Origin of the sequence: Acidovorax facilis (assembly GCF_050626955.1) — a bacterium.
Taxonomy (GTDB): Bacteria; Pseudomonadota; Gammaproteobacteria; order Burkholderiales; family Burkholderiaceae_C; genus Acidovorax; species Acidovorax facilis.
On record NZ_CP192460.1, the window covers coordinates 2,689,823 to 2,713,219 of the forward strand.

Consider the following 23,397-nt stretch of genomic DNA (forward strand, 5'->3'; position numbering starts at 1 on the left):
CGCGCGGTTAGCCTCGCGGCCACCAACCGCCCCGTGCGGCCCCATCACGCAACCCAAGCCCGCGCCACAAGCGTTGAGGCCCCGGGCCCTTCCGGTACGCACCCACCATGTCCGTCAGCGTTTTCGACCTCTTCAAGATCGGTATCGGCCCCTCCAGCTCCCACACCGTGGGGCCCATGATTGCGGCGCGGCAGTTTGCCTGCCATGTGCGTGACACGCTGGGCCTGGCCGCCGTGCACCACGTCACCGTAGAACTCTTCGGCTCGCTGTCGGCCACCGGCGTGGGCCACGGCACCGACAAGGCCGTGCTGCTGGGCCTGGCCGGGCACGAGCCCGACCACATCGACCCGGACCAGATCCAGCCTGCCATTGCCGACATCCGCATCCGGCAAACGCTGGAGCTGCTGGGCGAGCATATGGTGCCGTTTGTCGAAAAAGAGCACCTGCTGTTTCGCCGCAAAAGCCTGCCGCTGCACCCCAACGGCATGGCGTTTCACGCGTTCGACGCGCAGGGCAACGAGATTGCGGCGCGTGAGTACTACTCGGTGGGTGGCGGTTTTGTGATCGACGCGGCGGGCGAGCGTGTACTCAACAGCGCCGCCACCGCTGGGCCCGATGCGGCCGGCCATGCCCAAGGCCTGCCCCACCCTTTCCGCACGGGGGCCGAGCTGCTGGCCCAGTGCCAGGCCACCGGCCTCACCCCCGCCCAGCTCATGGCGGCCAATGAGCAACACTGGCGCAGCGCATTCGAGGTGCGCCGCCAGCTCATGGCCATCTGGAAGACCATGGCCGGTGCCGTGCAGCGCGGCTGCGCCAGCACCGGTACGTTGCCTGGCCCCATGCACGTGCGCCGCCGCGCGGCCGAGCTGCACCACAAGCTCAGCACGCAGCCGGAGGCCGCGCTGCGCGATCCCCTCTCGATGCTCGACTGGGTGAACCTCTATGCCATGGCCGTCAACGAAGAAAACGCCGCCGGAGGCCGCGTGGTGACGGCGCCCACCAACGGCGCTGCAGGCGTGATCCCCGCCGTACTGCATTACTACGTCAACTTCCTGCAAGGCCCCATCCCGGCCAACGACGATGGCATTGCCACCTTTTTGCTCACGGCAGGCGCCATCGGCATCATCTACAAGGAAAACGCATCGCTCTCGGGAGCCGAAGTGGGCTGCCAGGGCGAAGTGGGCGTGGCCTGCTCCATGGCCGCAGGCGCGCTGGCTGCGGTGATGGGCGGCACCCCCGAGCAGATCGAGAACGCCGCCGAAATCGGCATGGAGCACAACCTGGGCATGACCTGCGACCCCGTGGGCGGCCTGGTGCAGATCCCCTGCATCGAACGCAACGCCATGGGCGCCATCAAGGCCATCAATGCCGCCCGCATGGCGCTGCGTGGCGACGGCCAGCATGTGGTCTCGCTCGACAAGGTCATCAAGACCATGATGCAGACCGGCGCGGACATGAAGGTCAAATACAAGGAGACATCGCGTGGCGGGCTGGCGGTGAATGTTGTGGAATGCTGACAAACCTGTCGCCAATGTGACACAACAACAGATGCCGCAGCACAATGCGCGGCGTGCAGCCTCGCGCGCTTCCTGCGACGCCTGGCATGCATGGTCCCGTCACCTTTTCCGTTTCCTATGCACCTCTTCTCTGCGCTGCGAGCCCTGCTACTGATCCTTCCCCTGTCCTGGATGTCCCCTGGCGCCTGGGCGCAAGACACCCTGACCCACATTGCCAAGACCGGCGAATTGCGACTGGGGCACCGCGAGGCATCCCACCCCTTCTCCTACAAAGACCCAGCCACTGGACAGGTGCGTGGCTACAGCGTTGATATCTGCACCAAGATTTACGAGGAGCTCAAGAAGGAACTCAAGCGCCCCGACCTGCGCCTGACCTATGTACTGGTAGACGGCAAGAACCGCCTTGCGGACCTGAAAAACAACGTAGTGGACCTGGAATGCGGCACGACCACCAACACCCTGGAACGCCAGAAGGAAGTCGCCTTCAGCCACCACATCTTCATTGCCACCACCGCCTTCCTCGTGCGCAAGGACTCGGGCATCAAGACGGTGGACGATCTGAACGGCAAACGCATTGCCGTCGAACGGAAAACCACCAATGACGGCCTGCTGGCCACGAACGAACGCACCTACCACCGCAAATTCATCTACGTGCCGGTAGACAGTACCGCACAGGGATTGGATGCACTCACGCGCAGGGAGGCAGATGCGGTTTTTGCAGACGATGCAGGCCTGTGGAGCCCCATGACCCGGCTGGGCAAGGCCATGGGGGACTACCAGTTTCTGGAAAAGCGCCTTTCGGTAGAGCCCTACAGCATTGGCCTGCGCAGGCAAGACCCTCGCTTCAAGGAGCTGGTAGACCAAGTCACCCGCCGCCTGATCCAGACCGGGGAGATGGCGGCTCTCTACAAAAAGTGGTTCCACTCGGACCAAGGCACGCTCCCCATGAGCGTCTTCATGCGCGAAGCGCTCAAGCGGCCCAGCGACGTGGGCGTGGAACAGATCGCCTTTTGATGCCCTTCGGCCTGCCGCAGAACTGCCGCAGAACAGGCAGGCCAAACTGGGGAACTGCGGCCTCCACCAGCTGCCAGGTTGCATTCGCGGGCCATGTCCGCCATGGGACAATCTCGCCCCATGACCCCACAGCAATACGTACAGCAAAAAGCCGTGGCCTCGGGCAGCAGCTTCTACTACGCCTTCCTGTTCCTGCCGGCCCCGCGCCGCGCCGCGATCACGGCGTTTTACGCCTTCTGCCGCGAAGTGGATGATGTGGTGGACGAAGTCTCCGACCCTGGCGTAGCCCGCACCAAGCTGGCCTGGTGGCAGGCCGAGGTGGCCAAGGCCTATGCGGGCCAGCCCACCCACCCCGTGATGCAGGCACTGATGCCGCTGGCCGCCGACTACGGCATTGAACAACGCCACCTGCAGGCCGTGATCGACGGCTGCCAGATGGACCTGGAGCAGACCCGCTACCTCGACTTTGCGGGCCTCAAGGGCTACTGCCACCTGGTGGCGGGCATCGTGGGCGAAGTCGCCGCACGCATCTTCGGCCAGACCGACCCGCGCACCACCGACTACGCCCACACGCTGGGCTTGGCCTTTCAGCTCACCAACATCATCCGTGACGTGGGCGAAGACGCCATGCTGGGCCGCATCTACCTGCCGGTGAACGAGCTGCAGCAGTTTGATGTGAAGGCGCACGAAATCTTGAAGCGCACCTACTCCGACCGCTTCACGGCGCTGATGCGCTTTCAGGCCGAGCGCGCGCACCGGCTGTACGACGAGGCCTTCGCCCTGCTGCCCGATGCCGACCGCCGCGCCCAGAAGCCCGGCCTGATGATGGCCAACATCTACCGCACCCTGCTGCGCGAGATCGAGCACGAGAACTTCCAGGTGCTGCACCAGCGCATCCGCCTCACGCCCTTGCGCAAGTTCTGGCTGGCGTGGAAGGTGCAGGCGCTCGGCCGGATGTCGTAGCAGTGGGCCCGCGTCCATGAAGGTTGCCGTCATCGGCGCAGGCTGGGCGGGCATGGCCGCCGCCATCGCCCATGTGCAGGCAGGGCGCCAGGTCACCGTGTTCGAGGCCGCGCGCACCGTGGGCGGCCGGGCGCGTGCCGTGCCGAGCGCGCTGCCCGATGGCACACCCGCCACGCTCGACAACGGCCAGCACATCCTGATCGGCGCCTACGCCGAAAGCCTGCGCCTGATGCGGCTGGTGGGCGTGGACATCGATACCGCCCTGCTGCGCCTGCCACTCACACTTCAATTCCCTGATGGCCAGGGCCTGCAACTGCCCGACCTGCGCCCACCCCTCGATGCGCTGCTGGGCATTGCCCGCGCCAAGGGCTGGGGCTGGCGCGACAAGTTGGCACTGCTGCGCACAGCCACGGCCTGGCAGCTGCGCGGCTTTCGCTGCGCGCCCGCCACTTCGGTGGCCGCGCTGTGCGCGCCTCTCACGCCCCGGCTCATGACCGAGTTCATCGACCCGCTGTGTGTGTCGGCCCTCAACACCCCTGCCAACCAGGCCAGCGGCCAGGTGTTTCTGCGCGTGCTGCAGGACAGCCTGTTCAGCGGGCGCGGCGGCTCCAACCTATTGCTGCCACGTGCGGACTTAGGCGCCCTCTTTCCCGAAGCCGCTGCCCGCTGGCTGCAGCAGCAAGGCGGCCAGGTCCTCACCGGCCAGCGCATTCAGCGCCTGCAGCCGTTTCCCGGGGGGCGTTGGCAGCCGGTCGTGGCCGCCAACGGCACCGAAGAACCCGGAGCGTTCGACCACGTCACCCTGGCCTGCCCGTCCTGGGAGGCCAGTCGCCTGGTCGAAGGCCTGGCAGGCACTGCGGGCCTGGCCAGTGCAGCCCGCTGGAGCGCCACCACAAGCGCCCTGCGGTTTGAGGCCATCACCACCGTCTATGCCCACGCCCCAGGCGCCCACCTGCCCCTGCCCATGCTGGCACTGCGCAACACCGCTACCCACCCGGCGCAGTTTGTGTTCGACCGGGGCCAGCTCGACGGCCAGCACGGGCTGCTGGCCTTTGTGGTGAGCGCCAGTGACGACGACCGCGCCTTGATCGAGCAGCAGGTGCTGCAGCAGGCCGCCACCCAGTTGGGCCTGCCCGGCCTGCAGCCCGTGCAGACTGTGGTGGAAAAACGCGCAACCTTTGCCTGCACCCCTGGCCTGCAGCGGCCCGGCATGCAGGTGCTGCCGGGGCTTACGGCCTGCGGGGACTATGTGGACGGCCCCTACCCCGCCACTCTGGAAGGTGCCGTGCTGAGCGGCACGGCAGTAGCTGCACTGGCGTAATCCTCGCTCTGTCCGTGCGGGGTGCCTCGGGAAAACCCCAGGCCGACTGACAGCATTCCGAAAGCACGCTGCGCACACCATAGGCCGGGCAACGCCGCAATGGCTTTTACGGAGACACCCATGCTGTTCGACAACGACATTCCCCCCGCCTTCCACCCCACCCGCCGCCACCTGCTGGGCGCAGGCAGCGCCCTGGCCCTGGGTGGCCTTCTGCCCACCACCGCGTCGGCCCAGGCCGCGTGGCCTTCCAAGTCCGTGCGTTTTGTGGTGCCCTTTGCACCGGGCGGCAGCTCCGAGATCGTGGCGCGCTCCACAGCGGCCGAACTGAGCAAGACCCTGGGCCAGAGCGTGTTTGTAGACAACAAGCCCGGCGCCGCAGGCAACATCGCCATGCAGGAAGTCGCCCGTGCCGAAGACCAGCACACCCTCATCCTGGGCCACATCGGCACACTGGCCGTCAACCCCTACATCTTCGACAAACTGCCCTACGACGCCAACAAGGACTTCAAGCCCGTGAGCCTGTTGGCCAAGGTGCCCAGCCTGTACGTGGTGCACCCCGACGTGCCCGCCAAGAACCTCAAGGAGTTCATCGCCTACGCCAAGAAGAACCCAGGCAAGCTCAGCTACGGCTCGGCAGGCAATGGCAGCGCGGGCCACCTCGCGTTTGAATACCTCAAGATGACCGCCGAGATCTTCATGCTGCACGTGCCCTACCGGGGCACCGGCCCCATGATGACCGACCTGCTCTCGGGCCGCCTTGATGCCGCCTCGGTGGGCGCAGCGGCCCTGCTGCCGTTCATCAAGTCCGGCAAGGTGCGCTGCATCGCCACCGGCTCCACCCAGCGCCTGCCCCAGCTGCCCGACGTGCCCACCGTGGCCGAACAGGGCTTCCCCGGCTTCGAGATGACGCAGTGGTACGGCATGCTGGCCCCTGCCAGCCTGCCCAAGGACCACCTGGACAAGCTGGCCGCCGAAACCATGAAGGCCGTGAAGGCACCCGAAGCCCTCAAGCGCCTGAACGGCGACGCCGCCGAAGCCATCGGCGGCACGCCCGCGCAGTTTGCGCAGTTCATTGCGGCGGAGCAGGCGCGCTGGCAGAAAGTCATCAAGCGCGCGCAGATCAAGCCGGACTAGGAAGCCCCCCTGAGCCGCTTCGCGTCTTCCCCCGAGGGGGACGCCACCGGTGGCCGGGCAAAGCCCGCTCCACGGTGGCACTGGCTTTGGGGGCGCGCCAGTTTCAACAGCCTGCTGGCGGACCGGGCCACGGCACAACGGCATTAGCATCCCCCCCATGCGCATCCTCCTGGCCGAAGACGACCACAACCTGGGAACCTGGCTCAGCCGCGCGCTGGAGCATGCGGGCATCCAGGTGGAATGGGTGAACGACGGGCGCCTGGCCGACCGTGCCCTGCAGCAGCACGACAACTACGACGCGCTGGTGCTGGACCTGGGCCTGCCCGGGCTGGATGGCCAGGCCGTGCTGCAGCGCCTGCGCGACCGCGACCAGCGCCTGCCCGCCCTGATCCTCACGGCCCGCGATTCGCTGGACGAGCGCGTGCGCTCGCTCAACGCAGGGGCTGACGACTTTCTTGCCAAGCCTTTCGAGCTGGCCGAGCTGGAGGCCCGCCTGCACGCCCTGGTGCGCCGCGCGCGCGGCAACGAGCACCCGCGCCTGGCCTGTGGCGCGCTGGTCTACGACAACCCGCGCAAGCAGTTCACGCTGCACGGCGAGCCCCTGGCTCTGTCACCGCGCGAGCACGCCGTGCTGCGCGTGCTGGTGCAGCGCAGCGGCGAGCCGTTTTCCAAGCAGCAGATCCTGGACCGCGTGTTCTCTGACGACGAGGACGTGCACCCCGAAGCCGTGGAAGTGTTTGTGCACCGCCTGCGCAAGCGGCTCGATGGCAGCGGTGTGCGCATCACCACCCTGCGCGGCCTGGGCTACGCGCTGGAAACAGGCTGAACCATGAGACTGATCGCGCGCCTGCGCCGCGCCAGCCTGTGGCGTCTGCTGGCCCTGCTGCTGCTGCCGCTGCTGGCCGTGGTGACAGGCGTGGAGCTGTGGATGACGCGACACGACGCGCTGGAGGCGGCCAACGCGGCCTACGACCGCTCGCTGCTCGGGGCGCTCAAATCCATTGACGCCAACATCTCCACCGCCTCGGGTGGCCTGTCGGCCGAGCTGCCTTACAGCATGCTCGAATTTTTTGAACTCACGGCCAGCGGCAATGTGTACTTCCGCGTGGCGTCGTCCGACGGGCTGGTGGAGCTGGGCAACGCCGACCTGCCCCTTCCGCCCGGCCCGCTCACGCCCGGCGTGCCCCGCTTCTACGACGCCACTTACTTCGGCGAATCCGTGCGGCTGGCCGCCTACCGCCGCGCGGTGGAAGGCGCCGCGCCAGGGGCCGATGCCAGCAGCGTGCTGGTGCAGGTGGCCGAAAGCACCCGCTCGCGGCAGGAGTTCACGCGCCGCTTTGTGCGCCGGGCAGCGCTGCGCGACACGCTGGTGCTGGCGCTCATGGTGCTGGGCACGGCCGCCACGCTGGCCGTGGCGCTGCGGCCGCTGGCGCGCCTGGCGCGCGAGGTGCAGGCGCGCAGCCCCGACGACATGACCCCCATGGCCGACACCGACCTGCCCGCCGACATCCGCCCCCTGGTGGCTGCCGCCAACCAGCAGATGGCCCGCACGCAAGACCTGGTGGCCCAGCAGCGGCAGTTTCTGGACGACGCCTCGCACCAGCTGCGCACCCACCTCACCACACTGCAGATGCAGATCGACTACGCCCGGCGCGAGGCCGACGCCACCCAGGTGCAGCACACCCTGGAAGCCATCGGCGGCGAAGTCGCACGCGCCACGCGCAGCACCCAGCAGCTGCTGGCCCTGGGCCGCAGCGATACGGCTGCGGTAGAGCTGACCCCATTCGACCTGGCCGCGCTGCTGCGCGCCGTGGCGCTGGAGCTGCTGCCCCGCGCCCGCGCTCGGCAGATCGACTTTGGCATCCACACGCCCACGCCCGAGTTCATGGCCGTGGGCGACAGCGGCTTGCTGCGCGAGGCGCTCACCAACCTGGCCGCCAACGCCATTGCCTACACGCCCGAACACGGCACGGTCACCGTGTCTGCTGCGGGCGACGGCCTGGGCTGGAGCCTCAGCGTGGAAGACAACGGCCCCGGCCTGCCCGCCAGCGAACGCGATGCACTGGGCCAGCGCTACCGGCGTGGCTCACAGGCGGCGGCAGGCGGCTCGGGCCTGGGGCTGGCAATCGCGCGCTCCATTGCCGAACGGCACCGGGGCGGCCTGCGGCTGGAAGAACGCGCGGGTGGTCCCGGCCTGCTGGCCATCCTGTGGTGGCCCCGGGGCTGAAAACCCCCATCCCGCAGCGCCCCAGATTCCGCCAGAATTCGCCCCGCATGCCATCCGCACCACCCCCCTTCCCCACCCTGCCCCGCCGCCACGCCCTGCAGTGGCTGGCAGCACTGGCGGGCACCGCAGGCGCTGCGCACACGCCAGCTGCGTGGGCGGCCGACGCATCGCTGGAGCCCGCCGAGTGCATCGCCCCCTCCCGCCCCGGTGGTGGGTTCGACCTGACCTGCGGCCTGGCCACGCAGGCCGTGCAAGCCGTGCGCCCCGCACGCCCACCGCTGCACACACGCTACCTGCCCGGCGGCATCGGCGCCATGGCGTTTGACCAGGTTGCCACCGGACGGCTGGGCGGGCCAGGCACGCTGGTGGCGTTCTCCAGCGGCTCGCTGCTCAACATCGCACAGGGCCGCTTTGGCCCGCACCCGGTGAGCGCCGTGCGCTGGATCGCCACCCTGGGCACCGACTACGGCGTGGTGGCCGTGCACCGCGAATCGCCCCACCAGCGCCTGCAAGACGTGGTGGCCGCGCTGCGCAAGGACCCGGCCCGCGTGGTGTTTGGCGCGGGCGGCACCCTGGGCAGCCAGGACTGGATGAAAGGCGCCCTGCTGACCCGCGCCGCCGGGCAGGACCCCAAGCGCATGCGCTTTGTGTCATTCGAAGGCGGCGGCGAGGCGCTCAAGGCCCTGCGCGGCGGCCACATCGGCGTCTTTACCGGCGATGCCGCCGAGGCCCGGCAGGCCCTGGAAAAAGGCGCACCCCTGCGCTTTCTGGCCGTGCTGGCCCAGGCCCGCCTGCCCGGCGCACTGGCCGATCTGCCCACAGCCCGTGAGCAGGGCGTGGACCTGGTCTGGCCCACGGTGCGCGGCCTGTACATGGCCGCCAGCGCCCCCGATGCCGCCGTGCGCGCCTGGGTGACGGCTTTTGCCGATGCGCTGGCCGCCCCCGGCTATGCCGCGCTGTGCAGCCAGTACGGCCTGTACCCGTTTGCACGCACCGGCGCGGCGCTGGAGGAGTTCGTGCAACGCAGTCTGGCCGACTACCGCCAGTTGGCACAGGAGCTGGGCCTGCGGTCCTGGCCGCGCTGAGGCGGCTGCTGCAGAGCCCGTGCGGTGGTCTCAGAGGATTTCTGGCCCGCTCACTTCTCCAGCCACCACTGGATTACCACCTTGGCCAGGAACCCCAGAAACCCCACGCCCAGGCCCAGGAAGAGCACAAAGGTGCCAAACCGCCCGGCCTTCGATTCCCACGCCAGCTGCCCGATGATGAACAGCATGTAGGCGATGAACGCCCCCACGCCATAGGTGAGGAAGAAGCCCGAGATCTGTGCCTCGGTGAAGCCAAATATCACGATGCCCCTCCAGGCGTACGCGCCGGTGCAGCGGGTGCAGCCAGGTCGCGCTCGGGCAGGCTGGATGCATCCACCAGGTCGCGGTAGGCGTGCCAGCTGGCGTGGCCCAGCATGGGCATCACGGCGATCAGGCCCAGCAGCAGCGAGCCCAGGCCCAGCAAGGTAAAGCCCAGGATGATCGCCGCCCAGAACGCCATGGGCAGCGGGTTGACCACCACGGCCTGCCAGCTGGTCAGCACCGCCTGCAGCAGCGTGGCGCGGCGGTCCAGCAGCAGCGGCATGGCCACCACGCTGGACGCAAAAATCGGCGCGGCCATCAGGCTGCCCAGGGCCAGCCAGATTTCAAACAGCCAGCCATCGCGCGCCATGACCACGTGGCGCAGAAAGTCGAGCGGTGTCTCGATCGGCACCGGCGCCAGCAGCGTGATGAGCGCCGCCGAAGTCATGACCCAGCCCGAGGCCGCCAGCGCCAGCAGGGCGCCAAACTGCACCATGCACCAGTAGTCGTTGCCCCATTTGTTCACGTGGCTGTTCTGCCAGTTGAACCAGGTCTTGAGCACCACGCCCAGGTTGGCGGGCTCGCCACGCTCCAGCGCGCGGCTCAGCGCATACAGGCTGGTGGCCAGCACTGGCGCCACCACCAGAAAGCCCGACAGCGCCCCCGCCAGCAGCCAGAAGCGGTGGTGCGCTACGGCAAAGATGGCAGCCCCAAACAGCGTGAGTGCCAGCCCATGGGCAAAACTGATCCAGCCCGCCCGCGCCATGTCGCGCCAGGCCAGCACCAGCCAGGCCATGGGTTGCATGAGGCCGATGGTGCGGATGGTGGGCAACGGGGGGGGAGTACGGGGCATGGTGAGGGGGTCGCTGAGCGACGGGTGAGTGTGACCTTATCGGGCAACGGCTTCAACCACCGCACGCCCAAACCTTGACCTGAGGCAAGAAACCGGGCCAGCGCAGCCGGTCAGGCGAGCAGCCTGCACAGCGCAGTGAGGCTGTCCACCGTGGCATGGGGCGGTGTGTCGTCGTGCGGCCAGGGGTGGTTGGCGCTGTTGATCCACACAGCCTGCATGCCCGCGTTCAGCGCGCCCTGCGCATCCAGCCTGGCATCGTCGCCCACGTGCAGCACCTCGTGGGGCAGCACATCGACGGCCGTAGCGGCAGCGTGAAAAATGCGCGCATCGGGCTTGGCCACGCCAAACTCCGATGCGCTGATGCTGTGGCGAAAGTAGTGGCCGATGCCGATGCGGTGCACGTCGGCATTGCCATTGGAGACGGCCACCACCGGGTAGCGTGCCGACAAGAAGGCCAGCGTGTCGTGTGCGTCGTCAAACAGCTCCACGCGCATGCGCTCGGCAAAGAACAGGTCAAACGCCGGTTCGGCCAGCGCGGGCTCGTCGCCCGCCTGGGTCAGCGCCAGGCGGATGGACTCGCGCCGCAGCGCGCTCAGGTCGTGCAGCAGGTCGGGTCGCAGCGCCACCATCTGGTTGCGGATGGCGCGCAGCGATTCGGTGCTGGAGAACAAGGTTGCCGTGGCGGGCGCATGGTGCGTGAGCCAGTCCAGCAGCACGCGTTCAGCCCGCGTGATGGTGGGCCAGATGGGCCAGAGCGTGTCATCCAGGTCGATGGAGATGGCGCGGATGCGGGAGGTGTCCAGCTGCAGCGCGGTGGGCTGGGCAGCGGGCAGTTCAGCGGGGGAATCGGGCATGGTCTGCAGAGAATACTCCACGGTCACCGAAGGGCCGGTCCGTTTGCCACAATCGGGGCATGCGCTCACCCTTCCACACCGAACCCCCTTACACCCACGGCCAGGCCGAACGCACTGGAGTGCTGCTGTGCAACCTCGGCACGCCCGACGAACCCACGGCCCCCGCCGTGCGCCGCTATCTGGCGCAGTTCCTGGGTGACCACCGCGTGGTGGAGATCCCCAAACTCGTGTGGCTACCCATCCTGCACGGCATCATCCTGCGCACGCGCCCGGCCAAGTCGGCCGCCAAATACGCCAGCATCTGGACGCCCGAGGGCTCGCCCCTGGCGCACTGGACGGCCAAGCAGGCCACGCTGCTGCGGGGCTGGCTGGGCGAGGCAGGCCACGCGGTGCTGGTGCGCCACGCCATGCGCTACGGCAACCCGTCCATCGCCAGCCAGCTCGATGCGCTCAAGGCCGAGGGCGCCACGCGCATCCTCATCCTGCCGCTGTATCCGCAGTACTCAGCCACCACCACGGCCAGCGTGTTCGACGCCGTGTACACCTGGGCCGCCGCTACCCGCAATGTGCCCGAGCTGCGGTTTGTGAACCGGTACCACGACGCCCCCGGCTACATCGACGCGCTGGCCCGCACCATCGAATCGCACTGGAAGACCCACGGCCAACCCGACCAGCTGGTGATGAGCTTTCACGGCGTGCCCGAACGTACGCTGCACCTGGGCGACCCCTACCACTGCGAATCGCGCAAGACGGGCCGTCTGTTGGCCGAGCGCCTGGGCCTGCGCGAAGACCGTTACCGCATCACCTTCCAGTCGCGCTTTGGCAAGGCCAAGTGGCTGGAACCCTACACCCAGCCCACCATCGAGGCGCTGGGCAAGGCGGGCACCCGCCGGGTGGATGTGGTGTGCCCCGGCTTCACCAGCGACTGCCTGGAGACGCTGGAAGAAATCAACATGGAAGTGCGCGAGGCGTTCCTGCACGCGGGCGGACAGGAGTTTCACTACATACCCTGCCTGAACGACAACAGCCACTGGATCACGGCGCTGAGCCGCGTGGCGCAACAGCACCTCGCGGGCTGGCCCACCGAGGTGCCCACCGCTGCGGCGCTGGCCGATGCGCGCAGCCATGCGTTGGCCGGTGGGGCACCCAAAGGCGTGTGCCCCGTGGCGCACTGACTGCTGGTTACTACTATTTTTATAGCTGCTTACGCTTATCCATCAGGCGCCAGCGGCCTTGACTCATATTCCGAGATGGCAGGCAAACTTTGGTGACCTGCCCTCTCCCAACACCTGTACTGATGCCCGCTTCTGCCCTCGCCCCCCACCAGCTGCGGCTGACGATCAACCCCGCCACGCTGGGCTTTGCCAGCACGGCCGAGCTGCAAGACCTGCCCCTGCCCTGGATCGGCCAGGAGCGCGCGCAGGCCGCCGCGCAGTTTGGCCTGGGGCTGCACCAGCCCGACTACCACCTGTTCGTGCTGGGCGAAGTGGGCAGCGGGCGCGCATCGCTGCTGCGCCAGGCCATGCAGACTGCTGCGGCAGAACGCGCCGTGCCGCCCGACCTGTGCTACCTGCACAACTTCGACACGCCCGACCGCCCCCGCGCCCTGCGCCTGCCGGCGGGCCAGGGCCGCCAGCTGCGCCAAGGCATGGCCGACATGGCCAAGAACCTGCAGGCCGACATCCCCAAACGCCTGGCCGCCGCCGACTTCAAGGCCGAGGCGGAGCGCATCGAGAAAACTTGGCAGGCACAAGAAGGCGAAGCCTTTGCCGTGCTCGACGCGTTTGCCGAGGCGCGCCAGTTCCGCCTGACCCGCGAGGGCGGGCAAATGGTGTTCACCCTCACCGGCCCCAAGGGCCAGGCGCTGACCGAAGCCGAAGCCCGCGCACTGCCGCGCGAGCGTCGCGCAGAGATCGACGCCGCTGAACACGAACTGCGCACCGAGATCGCCCGCTTTCTGGAAGCCGTCCGCCCGCTGGAGCGCGCCCGCGACGAGGCCTTGGCCGCCCTGCGCCGCCAGACCATCAAGCCCCTGGTGGAACACGCCCTGCACGACATCCGCCAGGGCCTGCGCAAGCAGATCAAGGACACCGTCAAGCTCACCCACTGGCTCGACCAGGTGGAGCAGGCTGTGCTGGGCGACATCGACCTGTTCGAGCCCCTGGACGCCGAACGCGGTAGCGACCAGGGCACCGACGCCGAAGACGACCGCAAGGACGCACTCGACGACCTGCTGGCCCGCTGCCAGGTGAACCTGGTGGTAGACAACCACGGCCGCACCGCCGCGCCCGTGGTGGTGGAAGACAACCCCACCCAGCGCACGCTGTTTGGCAGCATCGAACATGGCTCGGACACCGACACCGTGCAGGCCGACCACACCGGCATCCACGCGGGCAGCCTGCTCAAGGCGCATGGCGGCTTCATCCTGCTGCACCTGCACGACCTGGCCGCCGAAGAAGGCCTGTGGCAGCGCCTGCGCCGCTTTTTGCGCTGCGGCCGCCTGCAGATCGAGGAAGGTGGCGGCGGCCCCGGCCATGGCCCCGGCGGTGCCGTGGCACTGCAGCCCGAGCCCGTGGACGTGGACGTGAAGATCGTGCTGATCGGATCGGTGGACGAGTACTACGCACTGCAAGACGCCGACCCCGACGCCGCGCGCCGCTTTCGCGTGAAGGTGGATTTTTCAGACCACTTTGCCGCCACCCCCGCCACCCACCACGCCACCGCCATCCTGGTGGCCCAAGTCTGCAAAAAGCGCGGCCTGCCCCACTTCGGCCCCGACGCCGTGGCCCTGGTGCTGGAGCAAACCCACCGCGAGGCCGACGACCAGCGCCGCCAAAGCGCACGCTTTGCGCACACCGAAGCGCTGGCCATGGAAAGCGCCGCCCTGTGCAAGGCGCGCAGCGGCACGCTAGTGCAGGCCGCCGACGTGCAGGCCGCCCTGGCCGCCCGCACCCAGCGCCACAACCAGCCCGAAGTAGAACTGCACGATTCCATCACCGAAGGCGAGCGCCTGATCTCGCTGGCAGGCTCCATCACCGGCCAGATCAACGCCATGACGCAGATCGACCTGGGCGACTACCGCTTCGGCTTCCCCGTGCGCATCACCGCGCGCACCTTTGCCGGGCAAGAGGGCCTGCTCAACATCGAGCGCGAGGTCGATATGTCCGGCCCCATCCACGACAAGGGCGTGCTCATCCTGCACAGCTACCTCACTGCCCTGTTCAGCCACGTGGCGCCGCTGGCGCTGAATGCCTCCATCGTGTTCGAGCAGGAATACAGCGGCGTGGAAGGCGACTCGGCCTCGTGCGCCGAGCTGTACGCGCTGCTGTCCAGCCTGTCGGGCCTGCCCCTGCGCCAGGGCATCGCCGTGACCGGCGCATTGAACCAACACGGCGAGGTGCTGCCCGTGGGCGGCATCAACGAAAAGATCGAAGGCTGGTTCCGCGCCTGCCAGACTGCAGGGCTGGACGGCACACACGGCGTGCTGATCCCCGCCCGCAACCAACGCCACCTGATGCTGGACCGCAGCGTGCTGGACGCGGTGCAGCGCGGGCTGTTCCACGTCTACACCATGGGGCATGTGAGCGAGGGGATTGCGCTGCTGACCGGCGAGGCGTCGGGCATGAGCCCGGCCGAACTGCTGCAGGCCCAGGCCGACGAGCTGGCCCACCGTGCTGCGGCCGTGGAAGACACGGTGATGCAGCGGGCGGAGTTGACCTTGCGGGCGTACCGGCGGGCTTGTCAGATTGCGGGGGCTGCGCGGAGGGGGCGAGCGGTGCGGGGTCGGTAGATATAGCTCAGTGGCCGACGAAATTGAATGCTCGGGTTCTAGCTGCTTGGCAATGGTTGCAATCATCCGACGATTGCCATCGAACACGTACTATCGGCCAACAGCGGTCATTTGATCGTTGCGAAAACGCCTCATGAGTAACTCGAACTAGTCCTAGAGCGAATCAGCGGCTATAGCCAAAGCGTCAACCACCATTTCAAGCTTTCATGGACGACTACGACCAATACGACCTTCGGAACGCGACATTTGGTGAATTTGTGGGCTTTCTCTTCGACCGCGACGTAGTCCCGATTCCGATGCAGGGGAACGGCTCGCCTAAGCCGTGGTATTGGCGTGCTGAGGTCGCTTTCGACTCCACGAAAGTTGCTTCCTTCTACATTGCGCTGTTCACGACGCCGGATACGGTTTTGGAGGACTATTCCCCGGAGCAACTAAACCAAGGTTTCTGGGCGATCCAAAGTTCCAACCTCCAATGTGCGGTAACGAAGGTCATTTGGGATCAAACATTGCCGTTTGATATCCGTGAGAGTTGTGTTCGGTCAATGTTCCACTTGTACGAACTGCTGTTCTCCAAAGTTCCTCTGGAGACCGCTGCAGATATGTGGTGGGATTCAATTGCCTACGATTGGCACTGCGGCATTCGCGCAAGAGGCAAAGGAGGCGAGGATGAGCAGATGCAAGACGTGATTTTCGATACGTTGGGCAAAATCCTGCGGCTACCTTCGGAAGAATGTCAGATGGCAGCGCTACACGGACTGGGGCACCTGCATCACCCAGAGACGAGCCCTGTGATCGGTGCCTACCTTGCACAACGGCCGGAGATCGCTAGGGACCTGAAAGAGTACGCACTAGCAGCCGCCAGGTTTGAGGTGTTGTGAACGAGCGCTACGTGCTCGTCCGACATAGACACTCACCGGCACGGCCACGGTCAAATTTGACTCTAATGTCTACCTTGTTACTCTCTGTCGGAAGCCGCCATCGTCGCAATTAACGGCAGCTCTGGGCCCTGAGCAGACGGTGGGCACCATTTCCCTAAACAGTCATCTATTCACAATCCGGCTTGCTCACAGTTCGAGCGATGCTGTTGGAGATCCTATATCGCAGGTTTCTCGGTCTAATTTACGTTGGGGGGCTATCAAGGCCTCCGCGCTCTATAACGGTATTCACCTGGGTATTAATGCCACTCTCGAAGCCAATGACCAGCCCGCTAGCTCGCGCGGCGGTCCTCACCGCATTCTTCTTTGTCTCGCTGGGCGCCTTCCTGGACCTTGTTCAAGGGGGCCGCTTCGTTTTTTTCTACGGCGCTCAGTACACGCAAGCGGCGTTGGTGGCCTTTCTCTTCCTCCTCCCTGCCTGCGCCGGTCTGTTGCTCACCCAACCGCGTTTCACTGCCCATATGCAATGGCGCTATCCAACTCGTTGGGTGCGCTGGCTGTTCATCAACCCTCTCATCACTGTCATCACTGCAGGAGCCATAGTCGTTGCGCCTCGTGGCTGGCTCGCGGCAGGCACTTGGGCCTTCGGCACACCGCAAGCTCCTCTCGTCGCTAAGGTCATTTCGGTGGAACAGTTCAGAGCTCGCAAGGGGTGCGACCAGCATGCCACCCTCAGCCTCCTATCGGTTCAAGCAACTATCTGCCTCGCCGATCACTACGTCGGCGCCCCGCTCAGGACGGATCAGGAAGTTTTCGTTTCCGGGAAGGCCTCTTTTACTGGGTTTTTTATTGGCAACTTTGCAGCCAAATGAGTATCTTCCAGCGGCCGCCTAACGCCTCCACCAAGAGGACCAGTCGCGCTTACATGGTGGTGCGTTGAGTGTCCGCTCTTACTTGTCGCCACCGGCTGCTCCTGGCCGAAAACAGGCATGACCAGATCGCCACCACGGCGTCGAGCATCGACTACGCGAAGTCAACGCGCTCGCAGCCACGCCACAACATCCCCCGTCACCTCAACCGCTTGGACTCATTCAAGATCTCTTGCCGCGCCGCAGGGTACAGCTTGACCATCACATCGGTCACACCGGCATCCCGACACCGCTGCCCCAGTTGCTGAATCAATACCCCGCCTGCGGTTAGCGGTTCCGCGTAGCCTGACGCGATGAGGATGGGCAGATCGCTGCGGATGCGCGCGAGCAGCGCGGGATCGGCCAGCCGGGGCGCTGGCGCGAAGAGTGAGAGGATCACGTCTTCTGGCACGTCCCAGCCGCACCTAGGGTCGGCCAAGTAGGCGTCTACCTCTGCGGCGTCGCGCGACAGCCATTCGTAGCCGGTGCGATGCTCGAAGCCTGCGTTGAAAGCCGCGAGCCCGGCGGGCGCATCGGCGGGGGCGTTGGCCATGCCTGCGGCAAACAGGTCGAGGGCGGTGGAGCCTGACAGGACCGCGCCGGACCAGGTGGATGCTTGGTCCAGAATCGCCGCCTTCGCTGCGAACTAGCCCATGGAGTGCCCGAACAGGAAGAGCGGGAGGCCGGCATGCTGCTACGCGACGCGAGCGTGAAGTCCCTCTCGTGCGGCGAAGCTGCCAGGCCCTGATCGCGGCTAAGCTGCGAGAGTCAGCCCTCTATCACTAAGTACCAGCTCCGCAATGCCCTCTAGCCTTCACCTCTTCGACCCCCAGCGCCATGCCCTGCCGCTGCCCGAAAACTTTGCTGCGCTTGAGGCCATGCGTGAGTTGCTGCACGCGCGTGCCGATGGCAAGAACCTGCGCTTTGTCGAGTTCGCGCTGCGGTTCGAGGATCGCTTCAAGGACACGGGCCGCACCACGCCCTTGCAGCAGGCCAACGCCTGCCGTCGCGCGGCATGGCAGTTTGACCTCCCAAACGTGGATGAGATGCCTGCATACCGGGCGGCTGTGGAGATTGCCGGTGCACTGGGATTGGTGGCGTATGACGCAACGCTGGGCGTAGGTTTTCTGCCCGACGGCCGGGTAGTGCCGACCGAGTTCGCGCAAGCCGCCACGCCTGTGGCGCCCGCCGAAAAGCTGCCCTGGGGGGCTCGCCCGCCAGATGCGCTGCGCGGCGAGAGCGAGGTGCGAGAAGTTTTGGCCCCTGCCCTGGCGCGCGCTATGGCAAGCAGCGGTTTTGAGCTGGAAGCTGCACCACCCGAGCAGCCCGACGCGCCCATCGTCCTCGCCCGACGGTTTGGTGCTGTGCGCCAGGTGCTGGCAGTGAATCTGATGCGCTATGAGGTGCTGAACCTGACCCTGCGTGTGTGGCATGACGCTTGTACCGCTGTGCTGGCACAAGCCCTGGGTCCCGAGCCTCACCAGGACACCGCCTTCGAGCTGGGCATGGCGTTCTTCGAGCCCGGGCCGGGCTCCCTGCACCGGTGGACACTCGAACGCCTGGCGCAGTTGCCAGCGGTCCTCGCGCTGGTATGTGGTCGCGTGCTGCCCCTGGCGGGTCTGTGCACTGACCTGCATGGGCTGGACCAACTGCTCAACGACGCCAGCGCCGACACGGTGCGTACTCCCTACCGCAACGCCTACACCTGGTCGGACCGCCCTGACGGCTCCGACGGCTCGCGCAGTCTGCGTGAAGAGGTCTTCCCGCATGCGCAGCGCCTTGTCATCGCCCACCTCAATGGCAACCCACTGGCACCCGCCATCGCCCGCGAGCTGGAGAACCACTGGCAGCACAGCAGCCATTGGCGCGCCCCTCAGGAGCGCGAGGCCCTGGCGGCCGTGCGCGCCGCGCTGGCCCACACACCACCCCTCGCCCACTGGCAAGACACAGCTGCCTGGCTGGCCGCGCTGCGCCCTATTCCTGCATCGCTGCTGACTCACACCGCCGACCCGCGTGGGCGGCGCTGTCACCACTATGAAGTGACCGAAGCCTTGCACCAGGACCTGCGCAAAGACCCAGGCGGCTTCTGGGCCAGGTTCGCCGGTCCGGATGGCGCATCCGAGCTCACGCGCGTGTGGCAAGACAAGGCCTCCACCTTGCCTGGCTCCTCACGCATCCCCTCGGACGGCCTCGGATGCCATGTGGCCACTCTGCCCGGCAGGGCTGGTGAGGGCGCGATCAAAGTGGTGTGCCTTTGCTTTCCACCCATCACTGGCCTCGACGAGCATCGATTCCTGGCACTGGCTCACCGTAGCGACATCTGGCGCATGTTCCGCATGGGCTACGACAACGCACTGGACGACGACGGCCACATGCAGCTGCGCATCGAGTACGGGGTACGCCACGGGAACGCCGACGTCATCACCCGCGAAACGCTGGACGCCGAGCTGAACATGCAGGCATTCCTGGAAAGGGTGGCAGAGCTGTTCGCATGAGCTGGCGTGGGAGCCGCTTCAACAGACTGCTGTTACGGGAGCTGTGACTACGCAATGCGGGAACGCGCCCGCAGCCACGCCACGATATCCCCCGTCACCTCATCCCGATTGGTCTCATTCAAGATCTCATGCCGCGCCGCCGGGTACAGCTTGACCGTCACATCGGCCACTCCTGCATCCCGATACCGCTGCCCCAGTTGCTCCAATAAGACCCCACCTGCAGCCAGCGGATCCGCGTCGCCGGATGCGATGAGGATGGGCAAGTCGCTGCGGATGCGCGCGAGTTGCGCGGGGTCGGCCAACCGGGGCGCGGGGGCGAAGAGCGAGGGGATCACGTCGTCCGGCATGTCCCAGCCGCACCACGGGTCGGCCACGTAGGCCTCTACCTCTGCAGCGTCGCGCGACAGCCATTCGTAGCCGGTGCGGTGCTCGAACCCCGCGTTGAACGCCGCGAGCCCGGCGGGCGCGTCGGCCGGGGCGTTGGCCATGGCGGCGGCAAACAGGTCGAGGGCGGTGGAGCCCGACAGGATGACGCCGGACCAGGTGGATGAGTGGTCCAGGATGGCCGCCTGCGCAGCGAACGAGCCCATGGAGTGGCCGAACAGGAAGAGCGGCAGGCCGGCGTGCTGCGCGCGCAGCAGTGCGCCGAACTGGGCGACGTCGGCAATGAGGCCGCTGAAGCCAGCGCTGCCAAAGTCGCCCAACCGCCCACCGGCTGTGCGCCCGTGGCCGCGATGGTCCACGGCGTGGACGATGAAGCCTGCGGCGTTCAGTGCCCGCGCAAAGCGGTCGTAGCGCTCGCCATGCTCGGCAAGGCCGTGGGAGAGTTGAACGACGCCCACAGGTTGGCCCGGGGTTTGGGCCCAGGTGTAGGTGGTGACCTGGGTGCCGTCTGCGTTGGATTGGAAGGAGGAGGTGGTGGTGCTCATCGGTTCATTCTGGCATGGGGTCTGACTGCGTGTCACGCGCACGCGCCCCCTCCCCTGCACTGCCATCACCATTCAATTCTTGCCCTGCCACGGGTTCGCAGTCACCATCCACTGCAACCAGCCCACCACCCAATCCAGCATGCCGCTCCCCCCAGTTCTCGACCGTTTCCTCCAAGCCCAGGAGCCCGTCTGGCCCCGCGTGATCGCCGAGCTGCGGGCGGGCAAAAAGCGCACGCACTGGATGTGGTTTGTGTTTCCGCAGATACAGGGGCTGGGGCACAGCGACATGGCCCAGCGCTATGCCATTCAATCGATGGCCGAGGCGCAGGCTTACCTGGCGCACCCGGTGCTCGCAGGCCGTTTGCGTGAGTGCTGCCAGATCCTGCTGGACCTGGAGACGTCTTCTGCGCTGGATGTGTTGGGCTCGCCAGACGACCTCAAGCTGCGCTCCAGCATGACGCTGTTTGGCGAAGCTTCTGCGCCGGGCAGCGTGTTCGAGGCGGTGCTGCAAAAGTATTTCGGCGGGGCAAAAGACCCGCGCACGGTCCAACTGCTTGGGTAGCTTGCTGCTTGCTGGCTGCGCAGCTGCGGGCGCCGCGTGTCTCGGGCAGGGCATGCCCCGGCGCGTCGGCCGGGCCGTTCAGGCTGTGGACCGTGGGGGAATCGGGAGCGAAGCCGTTGCCTGCAGGCGCCCCGCCATCCCCTGCTGATTGGCCGTCTGCCTGCTGCGAAATTCGGTTGGGGTGCACCCCGCCTCCCGCTTGAAGAACTTGGCGAAGTTCGCCAGGTCGCTGTAGCCCAGGCTCTCTGCAATGCGCGCCACCGGCCAGGTGGTGTGGGCCAGCAGGCGCTTGGCCTCCAGAACGACGCGGGTGGAGATGAAGGCCTTGGGTGTGACACCGGCTGCTTCCAGCGACGCGCGCACCAGGCTTTTCTCGGAGCAGCCCAGCTGCTGTGCATACCGGGGCAGCTGGTGCCAGGTGGCAAAGTGCTTCTCCACCAGCAACTCAAACGCCTTGAATCTCTGCAGCGCGCGCCCCGGGGGAACACTCTGCGCGGACTGCTGCTCGTGCGCCATGCGCAGCCGCATCAGCAAGGCATAGAGCTGGTAGCGCAACAGGGCATGGGCATGCAGCGATGCGGCGTGGGTCTGCGTGTCCTGCTGCATCTGCGCAATGGCGTGGGCAATCACCTGCGCGCTGTCGCTGCCCAGAACCCACGCGGTCGGCAGGCCGTCCAGCCCGTCGATCGGGGTCTGCGCCTGCGCGGCGGGGGCCGCTGCCCACAGAAATTCGGGGCGGAACAGCACCATCCACCCGTCCCAGTCCTGGGTGTCTCCAAAGCTGTGGGCTTTGCCGGGCCGCAGGACCAACACCGAGCCCGGGCCGCAGCGCACGTGCTCGAAGTCCGCCAGGTGGAGGCAGGTTCCCTGCGTCACAAAGATCAGGGTCGGAAAGGCGTAGCGGTAGGTGGACGCCAGCGCCTCGCCGCCCACCCGTTGCCGCAGGTCCGACACCCGGAATATCTCCAGGTCGAGCGGGTACAGCCCCTCGGGCTGGTAGCTCAGGTGCTGGATGTCGGGGTGGCGGGCTGCGGCGGGCTTGTGGTGGCGTGGGGTCATGGGTCAGCAACGGCGGGGCGCAGGGGTTTGTCCTGAAGTGACAGTGAATCGCCCCATTTTCACCGCCTGCGGGGGCTTTGATTGTCCAACAATGACCTCACAGCGCCACAAGGGGCGTTGCCCCAAAACCACCAAGGAATCCCCATGCACGCCATTGAAATCGCCAAAACCTACATCCAAGCCGCACAAACCGGCGACCAGGCCACCCTCGGCCGCGTCATCTCGCCCGACGTGGTTTGGCACCAGCCGGGCCACAACCAGTTCTCGGGCACGCACCGTGGCATGGCCGCCGTGGGCCAGATGCTGGGCGAGATGATGGCCGTGTCGAAAGGGACGTTTGCGATCACTCGGGCCGACCACTACATGGCCAACGGAGATTGGGTGGCCGTGAGCATCGAGTTTGCTGGCGAGCGCGACGGCCTCACGCTCCAGCAGGCGGGTGTGGATCTGCTGCGCATCGTGGATGGAAAGATCGTCGAGGTCCGCCTGTTCTCCAGCAATCCGGCGCAGGAAGACGCGTTCTGGGGCCAGTGACGGCACACGGCCTGCCCTTGCCTGTGCGCCCTAGCCACCGGCTTGGGGCAGGCAACGCGGGTTTTTTGAGTCAAAAAGGTGCTTACCGCCCGTCTGTATTCATTGTTAGCTATCCAATTTATAGCAAACAATTACCCACCAGATTGCACGCCCTGTGCGCACGCACCCGGCAACCCGCCTGCCGCAGGCGCGCATCCCGGCGCAGTAACGCGGGGCGCGCGGGCGGCCTGCACCGCATCGCGAATCGCCTGCACCACCGCCTCGGGCCTCTCCAGGGGGATGCCGTGCCCGCTGTCCACCCACACCTGGGTGGAGCCTGGATAGAGATGCGCGATGTCAGCGCGTTTTCGGTGCACATCGTCGGCCAGCGCAGGTGAAGCCCCCGGGGTGCGCAACGCGCTGAGCACAAACACGGGCACAGCGGGGTCCACCGGCAGGCTGGCAACGAGTTGCCCGGTGGCATCCAGCGCTGCCAGCTCCTGCTTGACCACGTCAGAGGTGCTCAGGCGGAAGACCAATTTCAGCCATGTCGGCCACAGGTCTGGGTTGCCAGCCCCTCGCATCTGGTCGGGGTGGGTGGAGTCCACCAGCACCAGCGCGGCCACCTCGCCGGGGTATTGGCGCGCAAACAGCTGCATGTACAAGCCGCCCAGCGAATGGCCCACCAGCACGTAGGGCGGCGGCAGCTTGCGTGCCTGGAGCAGCGCCCTCAGTTCCTCCACCACATGGGCGCCGTCGCGGGGGCCTGGCGATGCCTCGCTGTGGCCGTAGCCTGCGCGGTTGTAGGCCAGCGCGGTGGTCTCCTGCACGGTGTCGGGCCAGACCTTGGCCCACCAATCGAGGCTTGCCCCCAGCCCGTTCTCGAACACCACCACCGGTGCGCCCTGCCCGGCCAGGGCATGTTCCACCGTGCGGCCGCCCGCCGTGTCGGTGACCACGCCCGGCACGGTGGCACAGCCCGCCAGACACACGGACAACCACAAGCCCACCCACCGCCATCTTTTCATTTCGCCTTG

The 23,397-nt window shown here is 66.8% G+C and carries 22 protein-coding genes; 15 read left to right on the top strand and 7 right to left on the bottom strand.

The genetic code is table 11. The features are described 5' to 3' along the window. Positions 1–107 precede the first annotated feature (107 nt). The 8 genes from ACQ4MJ_RS12270 to ACQ4MJ_RS12305 all read left to right on the top strand — a co-directional run bounded on the left by ACQ4MJ_RS12270 (position 108) and on the right by ACQ4MJ_RS12305 (position 9,261). On the top strand, positions 108–1,517 hold the full coding sequence (locus ACQ4MJ_RS12270) for an L-serine ammonia-lyase (RefSeq protein ID WP_431152495.1): 1,410 nt from the start codon (positions 108–110) through the stop codon (positions 1,515–1,517). A 117-nt stretch (positions 1,518–1,634) separates the two neighbouring features. Further along, positions 1,635–2,531, top strand: coding sequence for an amino acid ABC transporter substrate-binding protein (locus tag ACQ4MJ_RS12275; RefSeq protein ID WP_216845919.1), 897 nt, complete (start codon positions 1,635–1,637; stop codon positions 2,529–2,531). 120 nt (positions 2,532–2,651) lie between these two features. Beyond that, positions 2,652–3,494, top strand: a complete 843-nt coding sequence (hpnD, locus tag ACQ4MJ_RS12280) for a presqualene diphosphate synthase HpnD (protein ID WP_431152494.1) — start codon at positions 2,652–2,654, stop codon at positions 3,492–3,494. Between the two features lie 16 nt (positions 3,495–3,510). After that, positions 3,511–4,815: a hydroxysqualene dehydroxylase HpnE gene (gene hpnE / locus ACQ4MJ_RS12285; RefSeq protein WP_431152493.1), complete on the top strand. Its 1,305-nt coding sequence runs from the start codon at positions 3,511–3,513 to the stop codon at positions 4,813–4,815. Between the two features lie 120 nt (positions 4,816–4,935). Next, positions 4,936–5,949 carry a Bug family tripartite tricarboxylate transporter substrate binding protein gene (locus ACQ4MJ_RS12290; protein WP_431152492.1) on the top strand — a complete coding sequence of 338 codons (1,014 nt, stop codon included), beginning with the start codon at positions 4,936–4,938 and terminating at the stop codon, positions 5,947–5,949. A 157-nt stretch (positions 5,950–6,106) separates the two neighbouring features. Further along, a complete protein-coding gene (locus ACQ4MJ_RS12295) occupies positions 6,107–6,775 on the top strand; it encodes a response regulator (protein WP_121506955.1) in 669 nt (222 codons plus the stop codon). Between the two features lie 3 nt (positions 6,776–6,778). After that, entirely contained in the window at positions 6,779–8,176 is a 1,398-nt protein-coding gene (locus tag ACQ4MJ_RS12300) for a sensor histidine kinase (RefSeq protein ID WP_431152491.1), read from the top strand. Between the two features lie 47 nt (positions 8,177–8,223). Continuing rightward, positions 8,224–9,261: a tripartite tricarboxylate transporter substrate binding protein gene (locus ACQ4MJ_RS12305; protein ID WP_431152490.1), complete on the top strand. Its 1,038-nt coding sequence runs from the start codon at positions 8,224–8,226 to the stop codon at positions 9,259–9,261. A gap of 50 nt (positions 9,262–9,311) precedes the next feature. On the opposite strand, the gene ACQ4MJ_RS12310 is transcribed toward ACQ4MJ_RS12305, so the two are convergent. The 3 genes from ACQ4MJ_RS12310 to ACQ4MJ_RS12320 all read right to left on the bottom strand — a co-directional run bounded on the left by ACQ4MJ_RS12310 (position 9,312) and on the right by ACQ4MJ_RS12320 (position 11,229). Next, complete coding sequence (locus ACQ4MJ_RS12310; protein WP_015014900.1) at positions 9,312–9,524, bottom strand: DUF2788 domain-containing protein; 213 nt, start codon at positions 9,522–9,524, stop codon at positions 9,312–9,314. After that, positions 9,521–10,375: a DUF2189 domain-containing protein gene (locus tag ACQ4MJ_RS12315; protein ID WP_431152489.1), complete on the bottom strand. Its 855-nt coding sequence runs from the start codon at positions 10,373–10,375 to the stop codon at positions 9,521–9,523. The genes ACQ4MJ_RS12310 and ACQ4MJ_RS12315 overlap by 4 nt, the downstream gene beginning before the upstream one ends. Positions 10,376–10,485: 110 nt before the next feature. After that, entirely contained in the window at positions 10,486–11,229 is a 744-nt protein-coding gene (locus ACQ4MJ_RS12320; protein WP_431152488.1) for an HAD-IA family hydrolase, read from the bottom strand. A gap of 59 nt (positions 11,230–11,288) precedes the next feature. Here ACQ4MJ_RS12320 and hemH point away from each other — a divergent pair, with 59 nt between their 5' ends. The 4 genes from hemH (at position 11,289) to ACQ4MJ_RS12340 (ending at position 16,766) form a co-directional block, all read left to right on the top strand. Next, the gene (hemH, locus tag ACQ4MJ_RS12325; RefSeq protein WP_121419588.1) at positions 11,289–12,404 is read left to right on the top strand and encodes a ferrochelatase; all 1,116 of its coding nucleotides are present in this window, start codon (positions 11,289–11,291) and stop codon (positions 12,402–12,404) included. Between the two features lie 122 nt (positions 12,405–12,526). After that, positions 12,527–15,019 (top strand): Lon protease family protein, encoded by a 2,493-nt coding sequence (locus tag ACQ4MJ_RS12330; protein WP_431152487.1) that lies wholly within the window; start codon positions 12,527–12,529, stop codon positions 15,017–15,019. 206 nt (positions 15,020–15,225) lie between these two features. Then, complete coding sequence (locus ACQ4MJ_RS12335; protein ID WP_431152486.1) at positions 15,226–15,897, top strand: hypothetical protein; 672 nt, start codon at positions 15,226–15,228, stop codon at positions 15,895–15,897. A 317-nt stretch (positions 15,898–16,214) separates the two neighbouring features. Continuing rightward, positions 16,215–16,766, top strand: a complete 552-nt coding sequence (locus ACQ4MJ_RS12340) for a hypothetical protein (RefSeq protein WP_431152485.1) — start codon at positions 16,215–16,217, stop codon at positions 16,764–16,766. A gap of 196 nt (positions 16,767–16,962) precedes the next feature. Here the strand turns inward: ACQ4MJ_RS12340 and ACQ4MJ_RS12345 are convergent, their stop codons facing one another. Further along, positions 16,963–17,430: a serine aminopeptidase domain-containing protein gene (locus ACQ4MJ_RS12345; RefSeq protein ID WP_431173709.1), complete on the bottom strand. Its 468-nt coding sequence runs from the start codon at positions 17,428–17,430 to the stop codon at positions 16,963–16,965. Between the two features lie 172 nt (positions 17,431–17,602). Here ACQ4MJ_RS12345 and ACQ4MJ_RS12350 point away from each other — a divergent pair, with 172 nt between their 5' ends. After that, complete coding sequence (locus tag ACQ4MJ_RS12350; RefSeq protein WP_431152484.1) at positions 17,603–19,297, top strand: hypothetical protein; 1,695 nt, start codon at positions 17,603–17,605, stop codon at positions 19,295–19,297. 47 nt (positions 19,298–19,344) lie between these two features. On the opposite strand, the gene ACQ4MJ_RS12355 is transcribed toward ACQ4MJ_RS12350, so the two are convergent. Beyond that, on the bottom strand, positions 19,345–20,226 hold the full coding sequence (locus ACQ4MJ_RS12355) for a lysophospholipase (protein WP_431152483.1): 882 nt from the start codon (positions 20,224–20,226) through the stop codon (positions 19,345–19,347). Between the two features lie 139 nt (positions 20,227–20,365). Here ACQ4MJ_RS12355 and ACQ4MJ_RS12360 point away from each other — a divergent pair, with 139 nt between their 5' ends. Continuing rightward, entirely contained in the window at positions 20,366–20,788 is a 423-nt protein-coding gene (locus ACQ4MJ_RS12360) for a DUF1810 domain-containing protein (RefSeq protein ID WP_176885452.1), read from the top strand. 78 nt (positions 20,789–20,866) lie between these two features. Here ACQ4MJ_RS12360 and ACQ4MJ_RS12365 read toward each other — a convergent pair whose 3' ends face one another. Beyond that, positions 20,867–21,847, bottom strand: coding sequence for an AraC family transcriptional regulator (locus ACQ4MJ_RS12365; RefSeq protein WP_431152482.1), 981 nt, complete (start codon positions 21,845–21,847; stop codon positions 20,867–20,869). Between the two features lie 144 nt (positions 21,848–21,991). Here ACQ4MJ_RS12365 and ACQ4MJ_RS12370 point away from each other — a divergent pair, with 144 nt between their 5' ends. Further along, complete coding sequence (locus tag ACQ4MJ_RS12370; protein ID WP_431152481.1) at positions 21,992–22,381, top strand: nuclear transport factor 2 family protein; 390 nt, start codon at positions 21,992–21,994, stop codon at positions 22,379–22,381. Positions 22,382–22,512: 131 nt separating this feature from the next. On the opposite strand, the gene ACQ4MJ_RS12375 is transcribed toward ACQ4MJ_RS12370, so the two are convergent. Beyond that, entirely contained in the window at positions 22,513–23,388 is an 876-nt protein-coding gene (locus ACQ4MJ_RS12375; RefSeq protein ID WP_431152480.1) for an alpha/beta fold hydrolase, read from the bottom strand. Positions 23,389–23,397 lie beyond the last annotated feature (9 nt).

Excerpts from the sequence above, each read along its gene's own strand:
- ACQ4MJ_RS12370 (WP_431152481.1), top strand. The coding sequence starts at position 21,992 with ATGCACGCCATTGAAATCGCCAAAACCTACATCCAAGCCGCACAAACC.
- ACQ4MJ_RS12315 (WP_431152489.1), bottom strand. The coding sequence starts at position 10,375 with ATGCCCCGTACTCCCCCCCCGTTGCCCACCATCCGCACCATCGGCCTC.
- ACQ4MJ_RS12300 (WP_431152491.1), top strand. The coding sequence starts at position 6,779 with ATGAGACTGATCGCGCGCCTGCGCCGCGCCAGCCTGTGGCGTCTGCTG.
- ACQ4MJ_RS12290 (WP_431152492.1), top strand. The coding sequence starts at position 4,936 with ATGCTGTTCGACAACGACATTCCCCCCGCCTTCCACCCCACCCGCCGC.
- hemH (WP_121419588.1), top strand. The coding sequence starts at position 11,289 with ATGCGCTCACCCTTCCACACCGAACCCCCTTACACCCACGGCCAGGCC.
- ACQ4MJ_RS12275 (WP_216845919.1), top strand. The coding sequence starts at position 1,635 with ATGCACCTCTTCTCTGCGCTGCGAGCCCTGCTACTGATCCTTCCCCTG.
- ACQ4MJ_RS12305 (WP_431152490.1), top strand. The coding sequence starts at position 8,224 with ATGCCATCCGCACCACCCCCCTTCCCCACCCTGCCCCGCCGCCACGCC.
- ACQ4MJ_RS12330 (WP_431152487.1), top strand. The coding sequence starts at position 12,527 with ATGCCCGCTTCTGCCCTCGCCCCCCACCAGCTGCGGCTGACGATCAAC.
- ACQ4MJ_RS12365 (WP_431152482.1), bottom strand. The coding sequence starts at position 21,847 with ATGACCCCACGCCACCACAAGCCCGCCGCAGCCCGCCACCCCGACATC.
- ACQ4MJ_RS12350 (WP_431152484.1), top strand. The coding sequence starts at position 17,603 with ATGCCCTCTAGCCTTCACCTCTTCGACCCCCAGCGCCATGCCCTGCCG.
- ACQ4MJ_RS12320 (WP_431152488.1), bottom strand. The coding sequence starts at position 11,229 with ATGCCCGATTCCCCCGCTGAACTGCCCGCTGCCCAGCCCACCGCGCTG.
- ACQ4MJ_RS12355 (WP_431152483.1), bottom strand. The coding sequence starts at position 20,226 with ATGAGCACCACCACCTCCTCCTTCCAATCCAACGCAGACGGCACCCAG.
- ACQ4MJ_RS12340 (WP_431152485.1), top strand. The coding sequence starts at position 16,215 with ATGACCAGCCCGCTAGCTCGCGCGGCGGTCCTCACCGCATTCTTCTTT.
- ACQ4MJ_RS12335 (WP_431152486.1), top strand. The coding sequence starts at position 15,226 with ATGGACGACTACGACCAATACGACCTTCGGAACGCGACATTTGGTGAA.
- hpnE (WP_431152493.1), top strand. The coding sequence starts at position 3,511 with ATGAAGGTTGCCGTCATCGGCGCAGGCTGGGCGGGCATGGCCGCCGCC.
- ACQ4MJ_RS12375 (WP_431152480.1), bottom strand. The coding sequence starts at position 23,388 with ATGAAAAGATGGCGGTGGGTGGGCTTGTGGTTGTCCGTGTGTCTGGCG.
- hpnD (WP_431152494.1), top strand. The coding sequence starts at position 2,652 with ATGACCCCACAGCAATACGTACAGCAAAAAGCCGTGGCCTCGGGCAGC.
- ACQ4MJ_RS12360 (WP_176885452.1), top strand. The coding sequence starts at position 20,366 with ATGCCGCTCCCCCCAGTTCTCGACCGTTTCCTCCAAGCCCAGGAGCCC.
- ACQ4MJ_RS12270 (WP_431152495.1), top strand. The coding sequence starts at position 108 with ATGTCCGTCAGCGTTTTCGACCTCTTCAAGATCGGTATCGGCCCCTCC.
- ACQ4MJ_RS12295 (WP_121506955.1), top strand. The coding sequence starts at position 6,107 with ATGCGCATCCTCCTGGCCGAAGACGACCACAACCTGGGAACCTGGCTC.